Here is a 17,117-nt window from a genome sequence, read left to right as displayed (position 1 = left end):
CGGGCGCTACCTCCGAATGGCCCCACCGGCGCGCCGGGCCACACCTGTTGCACGTGTCGCCCGGCGCCCGCGAACAGGTCAGCGACCGGCGCTGTCCACCACCGCGGACCACTCGTCGAGCAGCGCCTGGGCGGACGCGTCGTCCGGTCCTTCTGCCCACAAATGAGTGACGGCCTCAGCCGGATCGGGCAGCACGAGCACCCATCGCCCGTCGGTCTCCACGACCCGCACACCGTCCGTCGTGTCCACGGACCGCTCCCCCGCCGCCTCCACCACGCGCCGCATCACGAGCCCCTTGACGGCCCACGGGGTCGCGAGATCTCGCCGCAGCACATGCGCCCGCGGAATGCGCGCGTCGATCTGGCTCAACGTGAGCTGCGTCCGCGCCACGAGACCGATCAGCCGTACGAAGGCGGCGGTGCCGTCGAACACACCGCTGAACTCGGGCACGATGAACCCGCCGCGTCCGTCCCCACCGAAGATCGTCGAGTCGCCGCGCCCCACCCGCGTCAGATCGTCCGGCGACGTGGTCGTCCAGTCGACCTGCGTGCCGTGATAGGCGGCCACCTGCTCGGCGATGCGTGTCGTCGTCACCGGCAGCGCCACCCGCCCGCTGCGCCGCTCGGCCGCCACCAGGTCGAGCATGACGAGCAGCGCCCGGTCGTCCTCGACGATCCGCCCCTTCTCGTCGACGAGCGAGAGCCGCTCACCGACCGGGTCGAAGCGCACCCCGAAGGCGGCCCGCGCCGACGCCACGATCTCCCCGAGCCGCACGAGCCCCGACCTGCGGGCATCGGCGGTCTCGGTGGGCCGCGACTCGTCGAGCCCCGGATTGATCGTCAGCGCGTCCACCCCGAGCTTCCCGAGGAGACTCGGCAGGACGAGCCCGGCACTGCCGTTGGACGCGTCGACGACCACCTTCAGCTCGGACTCCGCCACACCCGTGGTATCGACGTTGCGCAGCAGCGACCCCGTGTACGAGTCGAAGACGCTCGAGGGAAAGTACAGGTCACCGATCTCCCCGGGAAAGGCACGCCGGTACTCCTGGCGCGCGTAGACCCGGTCCAGCTTGCGCTGACTGCCCTGCGAAAGGTCGGCTCCCTGCCCGTCGAAGAACATGATGTCGACGGAGTCCGGCACCCCCGTCGTCGTCCGGATCATGATGCCGCCCGCGCTGCCCCTGGCCGTCTGCTGCCGCGCGACCGGCAGCGGCACGTTCTCCAGATCGCGTACGTCGATGGCGCTGGCCTGCAGCGCCGAGATCACCGCCCGCTTGAGCGCCCGCGCACCGCGTGAGTGATCACGCGCCGTGGTGACGGTCGAGCCCTTCTTCAACGTCGTCGCGTATGCGCCCGCGAGGCGCACCGCGAGTTCGGGCGTGATCTCCACGTTCAGGATCCCGGACACCCCACGGGCCCCGAACAGATGCGCCTGGCCGCGGGACTCCCAGATGACGGAGGTGTTGACGAACGCGCCCGCCTCGATCGTCTTGAACGGATAGACGCGGACGTTGCCCTGGATGATCGATTCCTCACCGACGAGACACTCGTCGCCGATCACCGCTCCGTCTTCGATCCGGGCCGCGCGCATGATGTCGGTGTTCTTGCCGACGACACAGCCCCGCAGGTTGCTGTGCTGCCCGATGTAGACGTTGTCGTGCACGACCGCCTTGTGCAGGAAGGCGCCGCTCTTCACCACGACGTTCGACCCCACGACGGTGTGCTCACGAATCTCGGCGTTGGCCTCGACCTTCGCGTAGTCCCCGACATAGAGCGGCCCGCGCAGCACGGCGTCCGGATGCACCTCGGCACCTTCGGCAACCCACACCCCGGGAGAGATCTCGAACCCGTCGAGCTCGACGTCGACCTTGCGCTCCAGGACGTCGGCCTGCGCCTTGACGTAACTCTCGTGCGTGCCGACGTCCTCCCAGTAGCCCTCGGCGACATACCCGTAGACGGGCTTGCCCTCCTTCATGAGCTGCGGGAAGACATCACCGGACCAGTCGACCGACACATCGGCATCGACATAGTCGAAAACCTCGGGCTCCATCACGTAGATGCCCGTGTTCACCGTGTCGGAGAAGACCTGCCCCCAGGTCGGCTTCTCGAGGAAGCGCTCGACCTTTCCCTCTTCGTCGACGATCGTGATGCCGAATTCCAGCGGATTCGGTACGCGCGTCAGACAGACCGTGACCAGCGCACCCTTTTCCTTGTGGAAATTAATCAGCTCGGTGAGGTCGAAGTCGGTCAGTGCGTCACCCGAGATAACGAGGAACGCATCGTCCTTCAGCGCTTCTTCGGCATTCTTCACGCTGCCGGCAGTGCCGAGTGGCTTCTCCTCATTGGCATAGGTGAGCTCCATACCGAGCTCTTCACCGTCGCCGAAGTAGTTCCTGACGAGCGAAGCCAAGAACTGCACGGTCACTACGGTCTCGGTGAGCCCATGCCTCTTCAGCAGGCGCAGCACATGCTCCATGATCGGCCGATTGGCCACGGGCAGGAGCGGCTTGGGCATGCTAGAGGTCATGGGGCGAAGGCGAGTGCCTTCGCCGCCGGCCATCACGACGGCCTTCATGTCGGAAACGTCCTCCTATATAGACGACGATCTGGCCGACTTAGCCCGCCAAGCTGAGCCCACATATGGAGATGTGAGCCTTCGAGCCTCTACAGCCGCCGAATCGGCAAGCTCAATCGGCCGTTCTGTCCGCCTTGATGAGCCGACGGACCTGAACCATGTAGAGGATCCCTGCCCACCAGTAGAGCGTTGTACCCCATCCGGCGAACGCCCATCCGAAAATAGCAGCGAGTGAAGCGATCCAGCCACTTCCATCGCTGAGGAGCAGTAGCGGAAAGGCGTACATCAGGTTGAAGGTGGCGGCCTTGCCCAGGAAGTTCACCTGCGGCGGCGGATAGCCGTGACGCCTGAGGATCCCGACCATCACCAGCAGAACCAGCTCGCGCAGCAGCAGCACCGCGGTCAGCCAGAGCGGAAGAATCTCGCGCCACGTCAGACCGACAAGTGTCGAGAGAATATAGAGCCGATCCGCCGCGGGGTCGAGCAGTCGGCCGAGGTTGCTGATCTGGTTCCAGCGTCGCGCGAGCTTGCCGTCGAGGTAGTCGCTGATGCCGCTGAACGCGAGAACCAGCAGCGCCCATCCGTCGCTGTTGGGCCCGCCGAACTCCGGCCTGAGGATCAACCACAGGAACAGGGGCACGCCTGCGAGACGCGCCATGCTGAGGATGTTCGGGATGGTGAGGACGCGGTCCGTCTGGACACGCGTCTCCTGGACCTCCACCCGGGGGCCTCCTGTGGGAAAAGAGCCAATGTTGCCCCCTGACCTTACCCTCAGTTGCCTCACGAGGGTGCAGAGGGGTGGCGCACGCCGCGAAACGGCCGTAAAAACAAAAAAGCCGTGGCTCCTGGAAATGAATTCCAGGAGTCACGGCTATAAAAGAAGTTCGGCGGCGTCCTACTCTCCCACAGGGTCCCCCCTGCAGTACCATCGGCGCTATGAGGCTTAGCTTCCGGGTTCGGAATGTAACCGGGCGTTTCCCTCATGCTATGACCACCGAAACACTATGAAACTGACAACCGCACCGTAGTCGTGGCCCGACATACGGGGTTGTTCGTGGTTTCAGAACCAACACAGTGGACGCGAGCAACTGAGGACAAGCCCTCGGCCTATTAGTACCAGTCACCTCCACCCGTTACCGGGCTTCCAGATCTGGCCTATCAACCCAGTCGTCTACTGGGAGCCTTAACCCCTCAAAGGGGGTGGGAATACTCATCTCGAAGCAGGCTTCCCGCTTAGATGCTTTCAGCGGTTATCCTTTCCGAACGTAGCCAACCAGCCATGCCCTTGGCAGGACAACTGGCACACCAGAGGTTCGTCCGTCCCGGTCCTCTCGTACTAGGGACAGCCCTTCTCAATATTCCTACGCGCACAGAGGATAGGGACCGAACTGTCTCACGACGTTCTAAACCCAGCTCGCGTACCGCTTTAATGGGCGAACAGCCCAACCCTTGGGACCGACTCCAGCCCCAGGATGCGACGAGCCGACATCGAGGTGCCAAACCATCCCGTCGATATGGACTCTTGGGGAAGATCAGCCTGTTATCCCCGGGGTACCTTTTATCCGTTGAGCGACGGCGCTTCCACAAGCCACCGCCGGATCACTAGTCCCGACTTTCGTCCCTGCTCGACCCGTCGGTCTCACAGTCAAGCTCCCTTGTGCACTTACACTCAGCACCTGATTACCAACCAGGCTGAGGGAACCTTTGGGCGCCTCCGTTACTCTTTGGGAGGCAACCGCCCCAGTTAAACTACCCATCAGACACTGTCCCTGATCCGGATCACGGACCGAGGTTAGACATCCAGCACGACCAGAGTGGTATTTCAACGTTGACTCCACGAACACTGGCGTGCCCGCTTCAAAGTCTCCCACCTATCCTACACAAGCCGAACCGAACACCAATATCAAACTGTAGTAAAGGTCCCGGGGTCTTTCCGTCCTTCTGCGCGAAACGAGCATCTTTACTCGTAGTGCAATTTCACCGGGCCTATGGTTGAGACAGTCGAGAAGTCGTTACGCCATTCGTGCAGGTCGGAACTTACCCGACAAGGAATTTCGCTACCTTAGGATGGTTATAGTTACCACCGCCGTTTACTGGCGCTTAAGTTCTCAGCTTCGCACGCCCGAAAGCGCACTAACCGGTCCCCTTAACGTTCCAGCACCGGGCAGGCGTCAGTCCGTATACATCGCCTTACGGCTTCGCACGGACCTGTGTTTTTAGTAAACAGTCGCTTCTCGCTGGTCTCTGCGGCCACCCCCAGCTCAGACAGTAAATGTCATCACCAGTGATGGCCCCCCTTCTCCCGAAGTTACGGGGGCATTTTGCCGAGTTCCTTAACCATAGTTCACCCGAACGCCTCGGTATTCTCTACCTGACTACCTGAGTCGGTTTAGGGTACGGGCCGCCATGAAACTCGCTAGAGGCTTTTCTCGACAGCATAGGATCATCCACTTCACCACAATCGGCTCGGCATCAGGTCTCAGACTTCATGCAAGGCGGATTTGCCTACCTCACGTCCTACACCCTTACCCCGGGACAACCATCGCCCGGGCTGGACTACCTTCCTGCGTCACCCCATCACTCACCTACTACAAGTCTGGTCCGTCGGCTCCACCACTTCCCTCAACTCCGAAGAGATCGGGACGGCTTCACGGACTTAGCATCGCCTGATTCGATGTTTGACGCTTCACAGCGGGTACCGGAATATCAACCGGTTATCCATCGACTACGCCTGTCGGCCTCGCCTTAGGTCCCGACTTACCCTGGGCAGATCAGCTTGACCCAGGAACCCTTAGTCAATCGGCGCACACGTTTCTCACGTATGTATCGCTACTCATGCCTGCATTCTCACTCGTGAACCGTCCACCACTAGCTTCCGCTGCAGCTTCACCCGGCACACGACGCTCCCCTACCCATCCATACAGGCGTTGGCCCTAATGTATGAATGACACGACTTCGGCGGTACGCTTGAGCCCCGCTACATTGTCGGCGCGGAATCACTAGACCAGTGAGCTATTACGCACTCTTTCAAGGGTGGCTGCTTCTAAGCCAACCTCCTGGTTGTCTGTGCGACTCCACATCCTTTCCCACTTAGCGTACGCTTAGGGGCCTTAGTCGATGCTCTGGGCTGTTTCCCTCTCGACCATGGAGCTTATCCCCCACAGTCTCACTGCCGCGCTCTCACTTACCGGCATTCGGAGTTTGGCTAAGGTCAGTAACCCGGTAGGGCCCATCGCCTATCCAGTGCTCTACCTCCGGCAAGAAACACACGACGCTGCACCTAAATGCATTTCGGGGAGAACCAGCTATCACGGAGTTTGATTGGCCTTTCACCCCTAACCACAGGTCATCCCCCAGGTTTTCAACCCTGGTGGGTTCGGTCCTCCACGACCTCTTACAGCCGCTTCAACCTGCCCATGGCTAGATCACTCCGCTTCGGGTCTTGAGCGCGCTACTAAATCGCCCTATTCGGACTCGCTTTCGCTACGGCTTCCCCACACGGGTTAACCTCGCAACACACCGCAAACTCGCAGGCTCATTCTTCAAAAGGCACGCAGTCACGAGACACCAAGCAAGCTTGATGTCCGACGCTCCCACGGCTTGTAGGCACACGGTTTCAGGTACTATTTCACTCCGCTCCCGCGGTACTTTTCACCATTCCCTCACGGTACTATCCGCTATCGGTCACCAGGGAATATTTAGGCTTAACGGGTGGTCCCGCCAGATTCACACGGGATTTCTCGGGCCCCGTGCTACTTGGGTGTCTCTCAAACGAGCCGCTGATGTTTCGACTACGGGGGTCTTACCCTCTACGCCGGACCTTTCGCATGTCCTTCGTCTACATCAACGGTTTCTGACTCGTCTCACAGCCGGCAGACTGCAAAAGAGAGATCCCACAACCCCGTATGCGCAACCCCTGCCGGGTATCACACGCATACGGTTTGGCCTCATCCGGTTTCGCTCGCCACTACTCCCGGAATCACGGTTGTTTTCTCTTCCTGCGGGTACTGAGATGTTTCACTTCCCCGCGTTCCCTCCACACTGCCTATGTGTTCAGCAGCGGGTGACAGCCCATGACGACTGCCGGGTTTCCCCATTCGGAAACCCCCGGATCAAAGCCTGGTTGACGACTCCCCGGGGACTATCGTGGCCTCCCACGTCCTTCATCGGTTCCTGGTGCCAAGGCATCCACCGTGCGCCCTTAAAAACTTGGCCACAGATGCTCGCGTCCACTGTGCAGTTCTCAAACAACGACCAACCACCCATCACACACCCTTACCAGGATGCTTCACCGGGGTCGGCATTGAGGTCGGGACAAACCCGTACCCTCAGATACCCAACAGCGTGCCCGACCCGACCCATCAACCTTCACGTTCCACGCCGAAGCAGTACTAGTGAAGCCAACCGATCGTGCCGAGTAGTCAACGTTCCACCCATGAGCTAACCACCGTCGAACATTTGCCGACGTAGTGGCTCTGGATTCCTTGCGGAATCTAGATGCTCCTTAGAAAGGAGGTGATCCAGCCGCACCTTCCGGTACGGCTACCTTGTTACGACTTCGTCCCAATCGCCAGTCCCACCTTCGACAGCTCCCTCCCACAAGGGGTTGGGCCACCGGCTTCGGGTGTTACCGACTTTCGTGACGTGACGGGCGGTGTGTACAAGGCCCGGGAACGTATTCACCGCAGCAATGCTGATCTGCGATTACTAGCAACTCCGACTTCATGGGGTCGAGTTGCAGACCCCAATCCGAACTGAGACAGGCTTTTTGAGATTCGCTCCGCCTCGCGGCTTCGCAGCTCATTGTACCTGCCATTGTAGCACGTGTGCAGCCCAAGACATAAGGGGCATGATGACTTGACGTCGTCCCCACCTTCCTCCGAGTTGACCCCGGCAGTCTCCTGTGAGTCCCCATCACCCCGAAGGGCATGCTGGCAACACAGAACAAGGGTTGCGCTCGTTGCGGGACTTAACCCAACATCTCACGACACGAGCTGACGACAGCCATGCACCACCTGTATACCGACCACAAGGGGGGCACCATCTCTGATGCTTTCCGGTATATGTCAAGCCTTGGTAAGGTTCTTCGCGTTGCGTCGAATTAAGCCACATGCTCCGCTGCTTGTGCGGGCCCCCGTCAATTCCTTTGAGTTTTAGCCTTGCGGCCGTACTCCCCAGGCGGGGAACTTAATGCGTTAGCTGCGGCACCGACGACGTGGAATGTCGCCAACACCTAGTTCCCACCGTTTACGGCGTGGACTACCAGGGTATCTAATCCTGTTCGCTCCCCACGCTTTCGCTCCTCAGCGTCAGTAATGGCCCAGAGATCCGCCTTCGCCACCGGTGTTCCTCCTGATATCTGCGCATTTCACCGCTACACCAGGAATTCCGATCTCCCCTACCACACTCTAGCCTGCCCGTATCGACTGCAGACCCGGGGTTAAGCCCCGGGCTTTCACAACCGACGTGACAAGCCGCCTACGAGCTCTTTACGCCCAATAATTCCGGACAACGCTTGCGCCCTACGTATTACCGCGGCTGCTGGCACGTAGTTAGCCGGCGCTTCTTCTGCAGGTACCGTCACTTTCGCTTCTTCCCTGCTGAAAGAGGTTTACAACCCGAAGGCCGTCATCCCTCACGCGGCGTCGCTGCATCAGGCTTTCGCCCATTGTGCAATATTCCCCACTGCTGCCTCCCGTAGGAGTCTGGGCCGTGTCTCAGTCCCAGTGTGGCCGGTCGCCCTCTCAGGCCGGCTACCCGTCGTCGCCTTGGTGAGCTTCTACCTCACCAACAAGCTGATAGGCCGCGGGCTCATCCTTCACCGCCGGAGCTTTCAACCCTCTCCCATGCGAGAGAAGGTATTATCCGGTATTAGACCCCGTTTCCAGGGCTTGTCCCAGAGTGAAGGGCAGATTGCCCACGTGTTACTCACCCGTTCGCCACTAATCCACCCCGAAGGGCTTCATCGTTCGACTTGCATGTGTTAAGCACGCCGCCAGCGTTCGTCCTGAGCCAGGATCAAACTCTCCGTGAATGTTTTCCCGTAATCGGGACGACACACACGAGAGCGGAACCAAGGAGAGGAATAATCTCCCGGTTCACAGCGTCCTCGCTGTGCTGCCTGCACGACCGAGGCCGTACAGGACTTTTTCAAAGGAACCTCAACTCACCGAAGTGAGTCGGGGTATCAACATATCTGGCGTTGACTTTTGGCACGCTGTTGAGTTCTCAAGGAACGGACGCTTCCTTTGTACTCACCCTCTCGGGCTTTCCTCCGGGCGCTTCCCTTCGGTGTTTCTTTTGTTCTTGCGTTTCCGACTCTATCAGACTCTTTCGTGTCCGACTTCCTCGGTGCCTTTCCGGTTCCCGCTCCGGCCTTTCGGCTTTCGCGTTTCCCTTTCCGGCGGTTCCGACTTTATCAGGTCTCATTCGACTCTCTGACCACGGTCACCGCAGACATGCGGAACCGGACCCAGGGATAGGATCTGACTAGAAGGATGCTGCCGAGACCGGACGCTTGACTGCGTCCCACGGCCTCAGGCAGGAGTCCGACTGTACATCGGCTCCCGGGCGGGCGCAAATCGTTTGTGCAGTGCCTCTACGTCCGCCAACCGGGACCTCTCGTGCGGAACCGGGACTTCTTATGACTTACCCTTCTGAACAGTGCGTCGTCCAGGACAGGTAGTGACGGCGGCTATGAATCTCCACCCCCTGGGAGGCTAGCCATGACCAGCGTTTCGTCCCCGCTTGCAGGACGCGCCATTGGGCTCTCTGCTGTACCCGATCCCGTGTTCTCAGGCGCGATGGTCGGGCCTGGCACGGCCATCGATCCCGTGCGTGAGCCTTCCGAGGCCGTCTCTCCCGTCGACGGCATCGTCGTCTCTCTTCACCCCCACGCCTTCGTGGTGGTCGACGATCAGGGCCACGGCGTGCTGACGCACCTCGGCATCGACACCGTTCAGCTCAATGGCGAGGGCTTCGAGCTGCTCGTCAACAAGGGCGACACCGTACAGCGCGGCCAGGCCGTCGTTCGCTGGGACCCTGCCGCCGTCGAGGCCGCCGGCAAGTCCCCGGTGTGCCCGATCGTGGCGCTCGAGGCCACGGCCGAGTCCCTCTCCGAGCTGATCGAGGACGGCGACGTGAAGGCCGGCGACGCGCTCTTCAGCTGGAAGTGACGTCATCGCCGTCGCTGACGGCAAGCACGACAACCACCGCGGCGGCAGGGCCCGTCGCACTACCGGAGACGGGTGAAATGGAGACAACGCTGCGAGGCGTCGGTGTGAGCCACGGTGTGGCGATCGGCGAGGTTCGGCACATGGGCACGGCGGTTCTCGAGCCGCCGGCCAAGCAGATTCCGGCGGAGGAGGCTGAGCGCGAACAGGGGCGCGCTCGCCAGGCCGTGGAAGCTGTGGCCGCCGACCTTAATGCGCGCGGCAATCTGGCCGGTGGCGAGGCGCAGGCGGTGCTCGAGGCACAGGCCATGATCGCCCAGGACCCGGAGCTGATGTCCGACGTCGACCGGCGCATCACCGTCGGCAGCACGGCCGAGCGCGCCGTCTACGACGCGTTCTCCCACTACCGCGAACTGCTGGCCGGTGCCGGTGAGTACATGGCCGGGCGCGTGGCGGACCTCGACGACGTGCGCAATCGCATCGTCGCGCGTCTGCTCGGCGTGCCGATGCCGGGTGTCCCGGACAGCGACCAGCCGTACGTACTGATCGCCCGTGACCTCGCCCCCGCGGACACCGCGCTGCTCGACCCGGCGCTCGTGCTCGGCTTCGTCACCGAGGAAGGCGGCCCGACCAGCCACAGCGCGATCCTCGCGCGGGCGCTCGGGGTGCCTGCCATCGTCGCGCTGCCGGGTGCCGGTGAGCTCGCCGAGGGCACTGTCGTCGCTGTCGACGGCAGCACCGGTGAGATCTTCGTGGACCCGAGTGCGGAGAAGCGCGAGCAGCTCGAGGCCGCCGCCGCCGAGCGCAAGGCCTCGCTGGCCGCGTCGACCGGTCCTGGCGCCACGTCCGACGGTCACAAGGTGCCGCTCCTCGCCAACGTCGGCGGTCCGGCCGACGTGCCGGCCGCTGTCGAGGCCGGTGCCGAGGGTGTGGGCCTGTTCCGTACCGAGTTCCTCTTCCTCGATGACAGCACCAAGGCGCCGTCCGAGGAGAAGCAGGTCGAGGCGTACCGCAAGGTGCTCGAGGCCTTTCCCGAGGGCCGGGTCGTCGTGCGTGTCCTGGATGCCGGTGCGGACAAGCCGCTGGACTTCCTGACGCCGGGCGACGAGCCGAACCCGGCGCTGGGCGTGCGTGGTCTGCGGTCGCTGCTCGACCACCCCGAGGTGCTGCGGACCCAGCTGACCGCGCTGGCCAAGGCCGTCGAGGGGCTGCCGGTCTACCTCGAGGTCATGGCCCCGATGGTCGCGGACCGCATCGACGCCAAGGCCTTCGCCGACGCGTGCCGTGAGGCCGGGCTGCAGGCGAAGTTCGGCGCCATGGTGGAGATTCCTTCGGCGGCACTGCGGGCGCGCTCGATCCTCCAGGAGGTCGAGTTCCTCTCGCTGGGCACCAACGACCTCGCGCAGTACGCCTTTGCCGCCGACCGTCAGGTGGGCGCCGTGTCCCGGCTGCAGGACCCGTGGCAGCCCGCGCTGCTCGACTTGGTCGCGCTGTCCGCCGAGGCGGCGAAGGCCGAGGGCAAGAGCTGTGGCGTGTGTGGCGAGGCCGCTTCCGACCCGCTGCTCGCGTGTGTGCTGACCGGTCTGGGTGTCACCTCGCTGTCGATGGGTGCGGCGTCCATTCCTTACGTGCGTGCGACGCTCGGCAAGTACACGCTGGCGCAGTGCGAGCGTGCGGCGTCCGCGGCCCGTGCCGCCGACACCGCCGACGAGGCCCGCAAGGCCGCTCAGGCGGTGCTGTCCGGCGAGTAGTCGGACCCGTCCGCTGTCCGAGGGGCGCTCCACCGGTTCCGGTGGAGCGCCCCTCGGGCGTTCAGTGCGGGTGTCCTCCCCCGGGTCCTTCGTCCTCCAGGTCGGGGGCCGCGCAGTAGTCGACGCCGGATTCCGGGGAGACGAGCTCTCCGGAGATGGCGTCGGTGCAGTACGCGTCGAAGACCTCCGCCGCGGTGAGCGGCTGGAGCCGCCCGCCGCTCATGCGCCAGCCGTGGACGCGGTCGCGGGTGCCTTCGGCGCTGCTGCGCAGCACCATGCCGACCGGGCGCTGGGTGGCGATGCCGACGGCGAGGACGGTGGTGAACTCCAGGGCCTCGGTCTCGTCGAGGTGGGTCTCGCCGTCGGTGTCGCCGTCGACGTGCAGGGCGGCGAGGAGGGGTTCGGGGTCGGTGGGCACGCTGCACACCAGGTGACGGGTGCCGGGACCGGATGCCGCGAGGGCCCGGGCGATGAGTTCCGACGCGCGGACGAAGGCGGCGCGTCCGATGTCCTCGCCGCAGGTCGCGCAGGTGCCCGCGCGTGCGAGCACCACCGTCGCGTACTCCCAGGTGGCCTGCCGGACCGCCTCGTCGACGAGGTCGGGGACCAGGTCGGTCAAGGGCTGTCCCTCGTAGGGAAGGGTGGGGCCTTCCGATGCCAGTTCGGCGGTGAAGCGGGTGCGGCTGCCGGGGGCGTCGGGTTCGAGGCCGGTCGCCGCGCAGTACTCCGCGTACTCCTCGGGGTCGAAGAGCGCGACCGTGGTGTGGCCGCCCTGGGCCGCGAGGGTTCTGAGCAGTCCCTCGACCTGCTTGAGGTAGCTCCTGTGGTCGTCGAAGGTGAAGGTGCGGTAGCGACGCATCGCCGCGAAGTCCTCCTCATCGGCCAGCAGGCCGATGGTTCCGGCGACTTCGCGGCGCAGAGCGCGTCGCATCGTGTCGGGTCGGGTGTGCGCCATGATTCCCCCTGCGCTCGGTCGGTCAATGCTCACTCACAGTAACGAGAGCCACTGACAACGGCCGCTGAGCTGCGGGGACGGGTGTTCAGGAGCGCTTGCGGGCGATCTCCGCGTAGTGGCGCAGGAGGTCGAGGTCGTCGACCGAGCCGGGGTTGACGGCCTTTTCCAGCGGTGTTCCTTGCAGGAGACGCTTGACGGGGACCTCGATGCGCTTGCCGGTGAGGGTGTGCGGGACGCCGGGCACCTCGATGACCTCGTCGGGGACATGGCGCGGGGAGAGCTGCTCGCGGATCGTCAGCTTGATGCGGTCGCGCAGCGCGTCGTCGAGGGTGGCGCCGGGGGCGAGGTGGACGAAGAGCGGCATCCAGTAGCCGCCGTCGGGCTGTTCGACGCCGATGACGAGGGATTCGCGGATCTCCGGCAGGCGTTCGACGGCCTCGTAGATGTCGGCCGAACCCATGCGGACGCCTTGGCGGTTCAGGGTGGAGTCCGAGCGGCCGTGGATGATCACTGAACCGCGTGCGGTGAGAGTGATCCAGTCCCCGTGGCGCCAGACGCCGGGATAGGTGTCGAAGTAGCTGTCGTGGTAGCGGGTGCCGTCCGGGTCGTTCCAGAAGTGGATGGGCATGGACGGCATGGGGTTGACGACGACCAGTTCGCCGACCTCGTCGGTGAGCGGCTTGCCCTGGGCGTCCCAGGCCTGCAGGTCCGTGCCCAGGCAGGGGGCCTGGAGCTCGCCGATGTGGACCGGCAGGGTGGGGACTGCTCCCGCGAAGCAGGAGCAGACGTCCGTGCCGCCGCTGACGGATGCCGTCCACAGGCCGCCGGGGGTGTCCGCGAACTCGTCGTGCAGCCAGCGGAAGCCGTCGGTAGGCAGCGGGGAACCGGTGGTGGCGACGCACTTGATGCGCGAGAGGTCGTGGTCGCGGGCCGGGTGGACGTCGGCCTTGCGGCAGGCCATGACGTAGGCGGCCGAGGTGCCGAAGAGGGTGGCTCCGGTGCGTTCGGCGATGCGCCACTGGGCGCCGGTGTCGGGGTAACCGGGGCTGCCGTCGTACAGGACGATCGTGGTGCCCGTCAGGAGGCCGGAGACGAGGAAGTTCCACATCATCCAGCCGGTGGAGGTGTACCAGAAGAAGCGGTCGTCGGGGCCGAGGTCGCAGTGCAGGCCGAGTTGCTTGAGGTGCTCGACGAGGATGCCGCCCTGGGACTGGACGATGGCCTTGGGCAGGCCGGTGGTGCCCGAGGAGTAGAGCACCCACAAGGGGTGGTCGAAGGGCACGGCTTCGAAGGTGGGGGTCACGTCGGCCGAGGTGAGGGCCGACCATTCGAGGGCGCCCTCGGGGGCGTCGGTGCCGAGCAGCGGGATGTGCACGACCGCGCGGAGGCTGGGCAGTTCGGAGCGGAGTTCGGCGACGGTGTCGCGGCGGTCGTGCTCCTTGCCGCCGTAGCGGTAGCCGTCGACGGTGAAGAGCACCACCGGTTCGACCTGCTGGAAGCGGTCCAGGACGCTGCGGGCGCCGAAGTCGGGTGCGCAGGAGGTCCATACGGCGCCGACCGCGGCGGTGGCCAGGAGGGCGACGACGGCCTGTGGGATGTTCGGCAGGTAGCCGCTGACGCGGTCACCCGGGCGTACTCCCAGGGAGCGTAGTTCGGCGGCCAGGGAGCCGACTTGGCGGCGCAGCTCGGCCCAGGTGACGGTGTGCGGGTCCTGGCTCTCGTCGACGTGGAGGATGGCGGGGTCGTCCGCGCGCGCGGGGTCCTCTGCCGCGCGCAGTGCGTGCTCGGCGTAGTTGAGGGTCGAGTCGGGGAACCACTGGGCGCCCGGCATGGCTCGGTCGGCGAGCACGCGCGTGTAGGGCGTCGAGAATCGGACGTCGAACCAGTCGGTGACGGCCTTCCAGAACGTCTCCAGATCGGCGACGGACCACTGGTGCAACGCTGCGTAACCGCCGTGGGCGGGCGCTCCGTAGTGCTCTGCCGCCCATGCCTGGAACCGGGTGACCTGCGCTTCGGCGATCCTTTCCTGGCTCGGCTCCCAGAGCGGTGAGAGGTTCGACGAGGACGTCATGGGGCGGCTCCCGGACTGTTACGCGGCGTATGCGTGTGAGTGCGCACGTGCTGGGTGTGCGCGTGGGCACGGCTGTCTCGGAGCCTGCCACGTGATCGACTTCCGCACCAGGGTGTGCCGCACACAGTCCTTGCCCCAGGAATGTGCCGTCACCCCAGGTGAACGGCAGCTGAACGCGGCACACGCGCGGCGAATTCGGTGGCAGGGTGAGCAGCATGAACGGTCGTGACCTGGTGCGCTCGGTGAAGGCGGTCGGCATGGTCGGCACGGCGCAAGGGTTGCGCACGGTGCGCTCCTCCTGGCGCAGGTGGCGGGCCGACGCCGCGGGGCTCGCCCCGCGAGGGCCCGAGCGTGCTCGGGTGCCGGGAACTGTGACGGGTGTGGAGCCGGAGCCCGGTGGTGGGGTGGTGCGGTTCGCCCGGTCCGAGCTGCGGGTGCGGGTGACCGCGGGCGGGGCGGTTTTCTGGGGCTGGGACGGCGCGGGGCCCGAGCCGTCGTACGCGCTGAGCTGCGGGAGCCCCGAGCCGGATCCCCGTGCCGTCCTGGAGCCCGACAAGGAGGGTGGCTGGCGGGTGGTGTCGGAGCGGGCGACGGTCGCCGTCTCGCGGCACGGGGCCGTCGAACTGCGCACGCCGGGCGGGGTGATGCTGCGGCGCGACCTGCCGCCCCGCTGGTGGGAGGCCGAGGGCGGCGCGGCGCGCTGGGTGCAGCGGTCGGAGGTGGCGGCGGACGCGCGGTTCTTCGGGCTCGGCGGCCGGGCGGGCGGGCCGCGGCTGCGCAACGGGACGTACCGGCTGTGGAACACCGATCCCGGTGGCTCGTTCGGGCCCGGAGACGATCCGCTGTACATCACCATGCCCGTGCAGATGGTGGTGGCCGACGCCGGTACGCATCTGGTCTTCCACGACAACACGTGGGAGGGCGAGGTCCTGGTGCACGAGGGCGAGGAGGGCGCCGGGTCCGGTCACGACAGGACGGGGTCGTGCGAGGTGCGGATGGACGGCGGGCCGCTGCGGTGCTGGGCGATGGTCGGCACCCCCGCGCGCGTGCTGCACACCTGGGCGTCCCTGACGGGCCCTCCCGCGCTGCCGCCCTCCTGGGCGCTCGGGCACCATCACGCGCGGTGGGGCTTCGGCAGCGAACAGGAGGTGCGCCGGATCGTCGCCGGTTACCAGGAGCGCGGGCTGCCGTTGGACGCCGTGCATCTGGACATCGACCACTACGAAGCGCATCAGGTGTTCACCGTCGACAAGGAGCGGTTTCCCAAGCTGCCGCAGTTCGCCGACGAGTTGCGCAGGGACGGGATCCGGCTCGTCTCGATCGTGGACCCCGGGGTGAAGGCCGAGCCGGGGGTGGCGCTGTACGACAGTGGCGCGGCGGCGGACGTGTTCGTGCGGGATGCCGCGGGCCGTGCCGTGCGCGGTGTCGTGTGGCCCGGTGAGTCGGTGTATCCGGATTTCACCGACCCACGCGCGCGGGAGTGGTGGGGGCCGCTCTACGGGGAGCGGCTCGAGCAGGGGTTCTCGGGGTTCTGGCACGACATGAACGAGCCGGTGTCCTTCGCCGCGTTCGGTGAGGCGACACTGCCCCGTTCGGCGCGGCATGCCCTGGAGGGGGTCGGTGGGGACCATCGGGAGGGGCACAACGTGTACGGCCTCGCGATGGCCCGTGCCGGGTACGAGGGGCTGCGCGCGCTGCATCCCGACGAGCGTCCCTTCGTGTTCTCGCGTTCCGGTTGGGCGGGCATGCAGCGCTACGGAGGGACCTGGTCGGGCGATGTGTCCACGGGCTGGCCGGGGCTGCGCGCTTCGCTGTCACTGGTGTTGGGGCTCGGGCTGTGCGGTGTGCCGTACTCGGGGCCCGATGTGGGCGGCTTCGACGGCAGCCCTTCTCCGGAGCTGTATCTGCGGTGGTTCCAGCTCGGCTCGTATCTGCCGCTGTTCCGTACGCATGCGGCGATGGGGGCCGGGCGGCGGGAGCCCTGGGAGTTCGGGGACGAGGTGCTTGAGCACGCGCGCGTGGCGCTCGCCGAGCGCAGGAGGCTGCTGCCGTACTTCGTGACGCTCGCCCATCTGGCGCGGCGCACCGGCACTCCGTATGTGCGGCCCCTGTGGTGGGGCAGTCCCGAGGACAGGGCGCTGCGGGACTGCGAGGACGCGTTCTTGCTCGGCGACTCCTTGTTGGTCGCGCCGGTCCTGGAGGACGGGGTGCGACAGCGTGCGGTGCGACTGCCCAGGGGGCGTTGGTACGACACGGTGACCGGGAAGGCGTACGAAGGGCCGGGCCAGGTGGTGGTCGACGCTCCCCTGTCGCGTGTGCCGGTGCTCGCGCGCGCGGGCACCGTGCTGCCGGTGCGGGCGTCCGACGGCGGTGTCGAGCTGGAGGCGTGGGCACCGGCTCAGGGGCGTACGGGCGGGGGTCTGGTGATCGCCGACGCGGGTGACGGGTGGGCGGAGGCGGAGATCGAGCGGTACACGACGCGGTGGGACGAGGGGCGTGTGGTCGTCGAGAGGGACGGGGACGAGAGCGAGGGCGCGCCGGGGCGTCCCGTGGGAGTGCGGGGGCTGGCGGGCTGAGTTTCCCGGGAGCGGGGG

7 protein-coding genes and 3 rRNA genes are annotated in these 17,117 nt (G+C 65.4%); 3 read left to right on the top strand and 7 right to left on the bottom strand.

What is annotated here, in order from left to right; all coding sequences use genetic code 11:
* Window positions 1-78: 78 nt before the first annotated feature.
* From CP970_RS37135 to CP970_RS37115, 5 genes are all read right to left on the bottom strand, one after another.
* Window positions 79-2,574 (bottom strand): mannose-1-phosphate guanyltransferase, encoded by a 2,496-nt coding sequence (locus tag CP970_RS37135; protein ID WP_055544982.1) that lies wholly within the window; start codon window positions 2,572-2,574, stop codon window positions 79-81.
* Between the two features lie 112 nt (window positions 2,575-2,686).
* Complete coding sequence (locus CP970_RS37130; RefSeq protein WP_055544981.1) at window positions 2,687-3,295, bottom strand: CDP-alcohol phosphatidyltransferase family protein; 609 nt, start codon at window positions 3,293-3,295, stop codon at window positions 2,687-2,689.
* A 161-nt stretch (window positions 3,296-3,456) separates the two neighbouring features.
* Window positions 3,457-3,573: ribosomal RNA gene (rrf, locus tag CP970_RS37125) — 5S ribosomal RNA — on the bottom strand.
* A gap of 91 nt (window positions 3,574-3,664) precedes the next feature.
* A 23S ribosomal RNA gene (locus tag CP970_RS37120) occupies window positions 3,665-6,789 on the bottom strand.
* A gap of 293 nt (window positions 6,790-7,082) precedes the next feature.
* A 16S ribosomal RNA gene (locus CP970_RS37115) occupies window positions 7,083-8,608 on the bottom strand.
* Together the 16S, 23S and 5S rRNA genes form the textbook arrangement of a ribosomal RNA operon.
* Window positions 8,609-9,299: 691 nt before the next feature.
* Between CP970_RS37115 and CP970_RS37105 the strand changes: the two genes are divergently transcribed.
* Both CP970_RS37105 and ptsP read left to right on the top strand, forming a co-directional pair.
* Window positions 9,300-9,749 carry a PTS sugar transporter subunit IIA gene (locus CP970_RS37105; protein ID WP_055553621.1) on the top strand — a complete coding sequence of 150 codons (450 nt, stop codon included), beginning with the start codon at window positions 9,300-9,302 and terminating at the stop codon, window positions 9,747-9,749.
* A 77-nt stretch (window positions 9,750-9,826) separates the two neighbouring features.
* Window positions 9,827-11,497 carry a phosphoenolpyruvate--protein phosphotransferase gene (gene ptsP, locus CP970_RS37100; RefSeq protein WP_055553619.1) on the top strand — a complete coding sequence of 557 codons (1,671 nt, stop codon included), beginning with the start codon at window positions 9,827-9,829 and terminating at the stop codon, window positions 11,495-11,497.
* Between the two features lie 61 nt (window positions 11,498-11,558).
* Here ptsP and CP970_RS37095 read toward each other — a convergent pair whose 3' ends face one another.
* Window positions 11,559-12,452: a hypothetical protein gene (locus tag CP970_RS37095; protein WP_055553616.1), complete on the bottom strand. Its 894-nt coding sequence runs from the start codon at window positions 12,450-12,452 to the stop codon at window positions 11,559-11,561.
* Window positions 12,453-12,537: 85 nt separating this feature from the next.
* The gene (locus tag CP970_RS37090) at window positions 12,538-14,523 is read right to left on the bottom strand and encodes an acetoacetate--CoA ligase (protein ID WP_055553614.1); all 1,986 of its coding nucleotides are present in this window, start codon (window positions 14,521-14,523) and stop codon (window positions 12,538-12,540) included.
* A gap of 215 nt (window positions 14,524-14,738) precedes the next feature.
* Here CP970_RS37090 and CP970_RS37085 point away from each other — a divergent pair, with 215 nt between their 5' ends.
* A complete protein-coding gene (locus tag CP970_RS37085; protein WP_079043887.1) occupies window positions 14,739-17,099 on the top strand; it encodes a glycoside hydrolase family 31 protein in 2,361 nt (786 codons plus the stop codon).
* The last annotated feature ends 18 nt before the right edge of the window (window positions 17,100-17,117 follow it).

The organism is Streptomyces kanamyceticus (assembly GCF_008704495.1).
Lineage (GTDB): Bacteria > Actinomycetota > Actinomycetes > Streptomycetales > Streptomycetaceae > Streptomyces > Streptomyces kanamyceticus.
This window is presented reverse-complemented; position numbering and strand designations above follow the sequence as displayed.

Bases quoted from the DNA above. Each gene is read 5' to 3' on its own strand.
- CP970_RS37135 (WP_055544982.1), bottom strand. From the start codon at position 2,574: ATGAAGGCCGTCGTGATGGCCGGCGGCGAAGGCACTCGCCTTCGCCCC.
- CP970_RS37105 (WP_055553621.1), top strand. From the start codon at position 9,300: ATGACCAGCGTTTCGTCCCCGCTTGCAGGACGCGCCATTGGGCTCTCT.
- ptsP (WP_055553619.1), top strand. From the start codon at position 9,827: ATGGAGACAACGCTGCGAGGCGTCGGTGTGAGCCACGGTGTGGCGATC.
- CP970_RS37095 (WP_055553616.1), bottom strand. From the start codon at position 12,452: ATGGCGCACACCCGACCCGACACGATGCGACGCGCTCTGCGCCGCGAA.
- CP970_RS37090 (WP_055553614.1), bottom strand. From the start codon at position 14,523: ATGACGTCCTCGTCGAACCTCTCACCGCTCTGGGAGCCGAGCCAGGAA.
- CP970_RS37085 (WP_079043887.1), top strand. From the start codon at position 14,739: ATGAACGGTCGTGACCTGGTGCGCTCGGTGAAGGCGGTCGGCATGGTC.